Source organism: Streptomyces niveiscabiei (genome assembly GCF_033794345.1).
Lineage (GTDB): Bacteria > Actinomycetota > Actinomycetes > Streptomycetales > Streptomycetaceae > Streptomyces > Streptomyces niveiscabiei.
The window spans coordinates 1-6498 of sequence record NZ_JARAYJ010000086.1 but is presented as its reverse complement, the minus strand read 5'-3'; the positions used below and the strand labels follow the sequence as shown (position 1 = coordinate 6498).

The window sequence follows — 6498 nt, the reverse complement described above, 5'->3', positions numbered from 1 at the left end:
CCAGCGAGTACTTTCTGGGGGCGGCCATGGTCGATGTTCCTCTCATGAGTCCCATCTGACCCTCTGTCAACACACTCCGCATCTCGGGGGAACCTCAACCAGCCAGGGGATATCGTTCCTCGACCGCAGCGGTGGCACGGCTCGCGTCAAGCTGTGGAAGGGCCGGGGCACGCCGTCGACGTTAGCCTCGGGGAAGCTCGGAGACCTGGCCCTCGAACAGGGAACCGGGGGCCGGGCCTTCCTCACTGGGGACGTCACGGACGCGAAGATCGCGGGCACCGCCGTGACTCACCTGAAGGTTCCGGCGGATACGGATGTGTCCAGCCACGGCCGGCTGGCCGTCGACCCCGTGCTCATGCCCGGCGTGCGTGCGGGCCTGGACCGGATCGGGAACGCGGGGAAGGGTTTCACCAAGGCCGAACCCTCGTCCCGGGTACGCATGTCCCAGGACCCCACCGACGGAGATCCCGCGCTGCCGACTGTGAGCAGTGTCGCGACCGCGACCGGCAAGAAGATCATCCAGGCGCTCGCCGACACCACCAGTGGCACGGGCAAGGAGTCCTCCTCGCCCGCACTGCCGGCCGTCGGCAAGAGCGGGCGGGCCGCACGGGCGGCCGACCCGCACAATCCGGTCGACACGGACCGCTGGTGCTCCATCCCCCGCAACGACGTCAAGGCGCTCGCGCTGCAGCCGACTCCGAACCAGGTCGAGTGGGCCGTCAACATGGCGATCCGCGGCGAGCTGCGCGCCAAGTGGATCAAGCAGGGAGGCTGGCGTTCGGGTCTGGGCACCGTCGATCCGCAGGGACTGTTCCCGGCCCCCGCTCTGAAGGGCGGCGGGCGCATCCCCGCCCAGGTGCTGCTGGGCGTGCTCGCCCAGGAGTCGAACCTGTGGCAGGCCGAAGGCGGTGCCATCCCCGGCCAGATGGGCAACCCGCAGGCGGCGATCGCCGGCTTCTACGGGCACAAGGGGGAGACGTCCGAGGCGTACTGGAGGATCAACTGGAACCAGTCGGACTGCGGCTACGGCGTCGGCCAGGTCACCGACGGCATGCGTCTCGCCGGTCTCGAGAAGCCCGACGAGACGTCCCTGCCTCCGGCGAAGCAGAAGGCCGTGGCCCTGGACTATGCGGTCAACATCGCCGCGTCGATGTACATCCTCGCGGACAAGTGGAACCAGGTGCACACCGCGGGGCAGACCATCACGGTCAACAACGACGATCCGTCGAAGCCTGAGAACTGGTTCGCCGCGCTGTGGAACTACAACCTCGGCTTCAACGAGAACAAGGGTGACGGCAAGCCTTGGGGCCTGGGCTGGTACAATAACCCCGCCAACCCGTCTTATCCGCCCTCGCGGCACCCGTTCATGTCCGACCCGCGTGACGCCGCGAAGCCCCAGAACTGGCCGTACCAGGAGAAGGTGATGGGCTGGGCCGCCTGGTCCATGGACACCGGCTACTCCTACTCCAGCGACGGGCGGCAGGACTGGCCCGGCGAGTCCGGGTTCTCCAGCGCCGGTTTCCGGCCGGCCTGGTGGATCAACCCGGGGCAGCGCGACCGGGTCAAGCCGCCGCTGGACGCGTTCTGCAACGCCACCAACAACTGCGACGCCGCCAACCCACCGGACTGCCCCGACGCCACGTGCTACGAGAAGTACTGGTGGCGCGGCTCGAACGTGACGTGGAAGCCGAACTGCGACGCCGACTGCGGCAACGAGAGCATCAAGTACGTCACGCTGCGCGAGGAACCAGGCCGCGGCACTCGGCTGAAGTACGGCACGCCGGAGTGCGGCGCCGCCCCCGCCGGGGCGCTGGTCGTGGAGTCCGTCCCCGACAACCTCGACACCTACAGTTCCTGCGGTTCGTCCGGCACCGACGCCGGGAACTTCCAGTTCACGTTCCATCCCAACCCGGCGGCGACCGGCCCGGGCCTGGGCCCGTTCGAGGCCAAGGGCGACCTGCACCAGATCGGCGGTGGACACGGCGGCCACTTCTGGTACACGCACACCCGCGACACCGCTCATCTCGGTGGCACCGGCGGCCGGATGACCATCGACGGCACCTGGACCCTCGACCGCAACGTCGAATGGGCTCGCGTCTTCGCCCACATGCCGGACACCGGGGCGCACACCCAGCAGGCCCATTACGTGATCAAGGGGGTCGCGGGCGGTGACCGTCACCGCTACGTCAACACTCACTTCAGTGAGAACACCTGGGTCGAACTCGGCGTCTACCGCTTCACGGGCACCCCGCGGGTGGAGCTGACCAACACCACCGCCGACGGCACCGCGGACGAAGACATCGCCTGGGACGCCGTCGCCTTCCAGCCGCTGGCGGGCAAGCCGAAGCACATGGTCGTCGCCATGGGCGACTCCTACACCTCCGGTGAGGGCGCCGGGGGCTATTCACCAGAGTCCGACAGGGACCACGGGAAGAGCACCTGGAACGCCTGCCGACGCAGCGACAACTCCTGGCCGCGCAAGGTCAAGTTGCCCGGTCAAAGCACCAGCATCGGCGACCTCTCAGATAACAGGAGCGCCACCGTCGACTTCCTGGACGTCAGTTGCTCCGGCGCGAAAACTTCGCAGCTGACCCCGGGAGACCCCACACCATGGGGAAGGATCGGCAACTACCACGAGAAGAGCCAGATCGACTCCGGTGTCCTCAGCCCGGACACCACTCTGGTCATGCTGACCATCGGCGGCAACGATGGGGACAACTTCACCAACGCCGTCACGAACTGCTATGTCATCGGGGTGTGCGACCCGGCCGACTACACGGGCAAGGTCGACCAGGCGGTCGCGGACACCGGGGGCCTTGTCGATGACATCGCGGATGCCGCGCCGAACGCTCAGATCGTCCTCATGGGCTACCCTCGCCTGGTCAGTGACGAGCAATGCGTGACAGCCGACTTCGACGCCTTGAACCAGTTGGCCGACTACGTCCGAGACAAGCAGAAGGCCAAGGTGGCGGAGCTGAACAGGGCAGGAACCAAGGTGGCTTTCGCCGATCCGATACCTGCCTTCCGGGGACATGGAATCTGTGACGGCGACGAGTGGATCAACCGTGTCGTCGCCGGCCCGAACGGCGATGGCGACTTCCACGACGGGGACCCGGCCAACCAGGCTCCCTGCCTGCCCTGGCCCGGGGAGAACGTCTGTGCCAGCCTTGAGTCGTTCCACCCGAAGAACGCCGGCACTACGGGCTACGCCCGAGTCATGGATCAGGCACTGGCAGACATCGGATACAAAGGCAGCTAGTGGGACCTGAAAAAACCGGCGGCGCGGTGGTCACGAGGCGGGCGAACCGCCTCGTGACCACCGGCTGCCTGACCACCCTGATCGCGTTGACTGTCGTTCTCGGCGTCGTCGTCTCCTGGTTGTGGTACCGGCACTGGCATGACGGGAACGTCAACAGCGAGCGCAGGGACAAGGCATTCGCACTGATCCGGGAGCAGGCCCGTGCCACGGCTGACGACACGGCCCGCGCACTCGACACGAGCGGCACCACCGATGCCGACGCACTCACTGGCGTGATCTGGCAGCATTCCGAAGCTCCGGTGGTCACTTACGACGCATCCCGCCGCGAGTTCACCGCCACGGCCGCGAGATCCGCCCAGTACGACGAAGAGGTCATGCTCCCCGGTGGTGGGCCCGTCGAGGTGACCAGGTGTTTCGTCTTCACCTACACCCACCGCCCCGGCCAGGCGTGGACGTCGAGGGTTTCCGAGCGGGACGACGATGTGTGTCGTGCGAGTACCCAGATCGGCGGCCGTGTCCGTCTGGCGCTGACGCGCATCTCAAGCATGTACGCAGAGGACCTGACGCGTGCCGGGGTACAGACTGCCCTCGACCCCACCGGGCGGGGTTCCTTCGACGTCAGGAACGTGATGCGCAAGGGGGACACGGTGACCGTCTCCGTCCTCGTCTCCAGCTCGGAGGCATCGGGGGCAGCAGTCGACCAGTGCTACCGCTTCACCCGGCCCGTCCCCGGCGACGACGGCCAAGGTTCCGCCACAGCGGTTCCGGCGTCCTCATGCTGACCCTGCGGCCGTGACATCTGAACAACGAGGCGGGACCGCGCCGGGCGAAGACCCTGAGCGCGGTCCCGCTCGTCGCACCGGCTTCGCCCTCTCGCCGGTGATGGTCGCCAACGCCACCGAACGCTGGGGCCCCCTCGGCGTCGAGTTCGTCTGCGCCGAAGTGCTCGACTTCCTCACCGGCGACACCCGTACCTACGACGCCGTGTACTCGATCTTCGGTGCCGCCTGGTTCACCGACCCTCGGCGCCTGTTTCCGTTGGTGAAGCAACGCCTCACCCCCGGCGGCCGGTTCGTGTTCTCGCAGCCGCCCGCCATCCCCGGCGCGTACGGCCCGCAGGGCATGTACAAGGGCGGCTTCGCCGGACCGGCGACGTACACCTACCGCTACAGCCACACGCCGGCCACATGGCGAAGTCTCCTGCGGAAGGCGGGGTTTGACGAGGTGTCGGTACGTGTCCTCGACGCCCCGAAAGCAGGCCACATCGGGACGCTGATCGGGTGCGGGACCACGTCCGTATAGGAACTACGCCTAGTTACTCGTCAGTTCCTGACGGGATATCGGGACTTTGCAGCAACTGCGTGCGCTGGAGCCGATGTTGGTGCTAGCGTGCCGCTCACCACAACAAAAAGTGGCCCCATCAGGGCTCGGAGTGTTGGACGCACTCCGCTGACGGGGCCGTGACGACATACACCTTGGAAGGACTGTCGCCGTGCGTCATGCTATCGCGCGCGCCATTTTCGCGTGCCTCCACATCCTCCTCACCCTCGCCCTCCCCGCCAAGGGACGGCGCCGCAAGCCCCCCACCGCTGCGGCCCCCGTGCCCCCGCCGCCGTACGTCAGCCCGTGGTCGCGCCCCTGGACCGGGCCCACGAAGGAAGAAGCTGCGGAGTTCTTCCGCCGCCAGGCCGAGGCCGACACGGCACGCGAACGGGAACTCCAGCAGGAACGCCAACGAGCGGCGGCGTACGCGACGTTGGGCATCGACTACCCGTACACCTACCCCGGCGCCCCCTTCCCCGCCGAAGCCTTCAGGACCAGCGCATGAACCGCGACGCCCTGACGACCGACCCGCCCACCTCCCTGTGGGCCGTCTGCACCCGCTGCGGACGCTGGACCCGAGCAGCCGTCGAACTCCCCGGCCCCGGCCCCGTCCGGTACGCCTGCCCCGACTGCGTACTCCTCTGAGGCGCGGCAGGGCCCCCGTCAGCATTCCGACGGGGGCCCTGCCTTGTGCTGACGTCAGATGGTGCCGCGTGTCACGGCGTCCACGAAAACACCCCAGTGGGTGTCGGAGAAGACTACGGCTGGTCCGGTGGGGGTCTTGCTGTCGCGGACCGGGACGCCCGTCGCGTAGCCGTCCAGGACTTCGAGGCACTCCCCGCCCTGAGAGCTGCTGAACGACGACTTACGCCAGCCGCTCAGCGTGGACGCGTCTGCGATGTGCTTACTTGGCATCTCGTTTCCTGTATTCCTGTGCTTGTTCCCTGATCATGACCAGGGACGCATCATGCGACTCGGCATCCCCCAAGGCGAGATCGTATGTGTCCTCGATCTCCTGCACCATGCTGGGGGAGTCGTGTACGCAGCCCGTACGCAGCCCTTCGGTGTACGCGATCGGCGGTTGGTCCTCGAACCGCATGATCGAGACCAAGCCGTCGAGGAGCGGCACCCCCTTGCCGAAGGGCAGCACATGCACCCGGATGCGCTCCCTTTCGGCAAGGTCCGCGATGTGCTCCAGTTGTTCCGCCATGACCGGGGGCGGTACCACTGGGCGCCTGAGTACGCCCTCTTCCAGAAGTGCCCAGACTATGGGCGTCATGGGGTCGTCAAGCCGAGCGCCCCGTTTCATGCGTGTGTCAACGGCCTCGGCACGCTGCTCAGCACTGATCGGCGGGTACCCCTGCCTCAGCAACCCATCGGCGTACGCGGGGGTTTGCAGGATGCCAGGGACGAAGATGAGGCCGAACCCGCGGATGATCGTTGCCTGTTGCTCAAGGGCCAGCCCACGCTCGAACCAGCTCGGAACCGCCCCCTCCTCCGCAGCGCCGGGACGGAACGTCTCCAGCACGTCACCGAGGCCCAGCGCGTTGTCCAACTGCCTGGCGTCTTCTTTGGTGGGCGTCCTACGGTCCGACTCGAAGTTCGCGATCTGCGACCGCGACAGGAACGACTTCGCGGCCAATACCTCCTGCGACCACCCCTTGGCCTCCCGCGCTGCCTTCAACCACTCCCCGTAGGTTCTGGCCAAAACTTAACACCCCCTTGTGTCACGCGGCTTGACACAAGAATGCCAGTTCCGCGACCTACGGAACGGGTCGTTCCCTGGATAGGCGAAACCCATCCGGAGGTTGACGACAGTGCCCAACGGTACAAGTGACAAGCCCGAACAGCCGTCCCCCTGGGAGCCGTTCATCACGCCCGAGATCATCGGGGACTGCGACGACTGCAAGCCGTAC

At 67.1% G+C, this 6498-nt stretch carries 7 protein-coding genes; 5 read left to right on the top strand and 2 right to left on the bottom strand.

Annotated elements, in window-relative coordinates; translation table 11 throughout:
- The first annotated feature begins 316 nt into the window (after positions 1-316).
- From PV682_RS43805 to PV682_RS43785, 5 genes are all read left to right on the top strand, one after another.
- Entirely contained in the window at positions 317-3259 is a 2943-nt protein-coding gene (locus PV682_RS43805; protein WP_319738518.1) for an SGNH/GDSL hydrolase family protein, read from the top strand.
- Positions 3259-4041, top strand: coding sequence for a hypothetical protein (locus tag PV682_RS43800; RefSeq protein ID WP_319738517.1), 783 nt, complete (start codon positions 3259-3261; stop codon positions 4039-4041). Before PV682_RS43805 ends, PV682_RS43800 begins: the two co-directional genes overlap by 1 nt.
- A 10-nt stretch (positions 4042-4051) precedes the next feature.
- Positions 4052-4561, top strand: coding sequence for a class I SAM-dependent methyltransferase (locus PV682_RS43795; RefSeq protein WP_319738516.1), 510 nt, complete (start codon positions 4052-4054; stop codon positions 4559-4561).
- A 190-nt stretch (positions 4562-4751) separates the two neighbouring features.
- The gene (locus PV682_RS43790) at positions 4752-5087 is read left to right on the top strand and encodes a hypothetical protein (protein WP_319738515.1); all 336 of its coding nucleotides are present in this window, start codon (positions 4752-4754) and stop codon (positions 5085-5087) included.
- The gene (locus tag PV682_RS43785; protein ID WP_319738514.1) at positions 5084-5227 is read left to right on the top strand and encodes a hypothetical protein; all 144 of its coding nucleotides are present in this window, start codon (positions 5084-5086) and stop codon (positions 5225-5227) included. The genes PV682_RS43790 and PV682_RS43785 overlap by 4 nt, the downstream gene beginning before the upstream one ends.
- Before the next feature lie 54 nt (positions 5228-5281).
- Here PV682_RS43785 and PV682_RS43780 read toward each other — a convergent pair whose 3' ends face one another.
- Positions 5282-5497 carry a DUF397 domain-containing protein gene (locus PV682_RS43780; RefSeq protein ID WP_319738512.1) on the bottom strand — a complete coding sequence of 72 codons (216 nt, stop codon included), beginning with the start codon at positions 5495-5497 and terminating at the stop codon, positions 5282-5284.
- Complete coding sequence (locus tag PV682_RS43775; protein WP_319738511.1) at positions 5487-6290, bottom strand: helix-turn-helix domain-containing protein; 804 nt, start codon at positions 6288-6290, stop codon at positions 5487-5489. The genes PV682_RS43780 and PV682_RS43775 overlap by 11 nt, the downstream gene beginning before the upstream one ends.
- Positions 6291-6498 lie beyond the last annotated feature (208 nt).

Coding starts and splice junctions, on each gene's coding strand:
- PV682_RS43785 (WP_319738514.1), top strand. CDS start 5,084: ATGAACCGCGACGCCCTGACGACCGACCCGCCCACCTCCCTGTGGGCC.
- PV682_RS43780 (WP_319738512.1), bottom strand. CDS start 5,497: ATGCCAAGTAAGCACATCGCAGACGCGTCCACGCTGAGCGGCTGGCGT.